This window comes from Streptomyces sp. NPDC059524, assembly GCF_042749255.1.
Taxonomy (GTDB): Bacteria; Actinomycetota; Actinomycetes; order Streptomycetales; family Streptomycetaceae; genus Streptomyces; species Streptomyces xanthii.
The window spans coordinates 2,844-3,622 of record NZ_JBHYTK010000290.1 but is presented as its reverse complement, the minus strand read 5'-3'; the positions used below and the strand labels follow the sequence as shown (position 1 = coordinate 3,622).

General features: G+C 68.4%; 1 protein-coding gene. It reads right to left on the bottom strand.

The window, feature by feature from the left end:
• Nucleotides 1–579, bottom strand: a 579-nt coding sequence (locus tag ACFW9D_RS38120; protein WP_384630049.1) for a DUF4822 domain-containing protein, incomplete at its 3' end; no start/stop codon positions are given.
• Nucleotides 580–779 lie beyond the last annotated feature (200 nt).

The window sequence follows — 779 nt, the reverse complement described above, 5'->3', positions numbered from 1 at the left end:
GTACTCGCCGTTGCCGCCCTGGTTGCCGTTCGCGCCGGGGCCGCGGCCGTCGGTGCCGGGCTCGACGTGGTTGGTCTTGGTGTGGACGATGTCGTAGTACACGCTGGTGTCGCCGGCGTTCGGGAAGACGCGGTAGGTGAACACGTTCTTGTCGAGCTGGGTGATCGGGACGGTGCGCTCGAAGAGCACCTTGCCGTTCGCGTCCTTCGCGTTGATCCAGCGCTCGGAGCCGTCGGGGGTGACGGTCCAGTCACCGTGCAGCTTGGGGCTGTCATCGAGGTTGTACATGGTGTACGTGCCGTCGGCGTCGAAGTACGCCCAGCCCACGAAGTTCGACACGGCCGGGTCGTCGAGGGCGACACGGTTGCCGTCCTGGTCGACGGCGCCGGTGGTCTTCCACGGGGTGGAGGCGAGCACGTCGGACGGAGTCGCGGCCTTCAGCTTCGCGGACGCGGAAGCGGGGGCCGGTGCGGCGGACGCGTCGGCCGCCATGGCCGAGACGGGCACCAGGGCGGACACGGCGATCGCGATCGCGGATGCGGTGAGAGCGGAGCGGCGGGAGATGCGAGCGATGTTCATGTCCTCGACGCTACGGCCGGCACCGGGGCGGGCATGTCATCCGATCGGCTATTCATGAATGCCCCGGATTGCCGACTCGCACGTCGACCGGACGGCCGTGACACACGGGTGCCACGGCCGACGGCGCCTACCCGTACAAGCGGCGCCTCGCGAAAACCAACAAAAGTTCGACGGCCATCGCGTCGAATACCCTGCGGTGC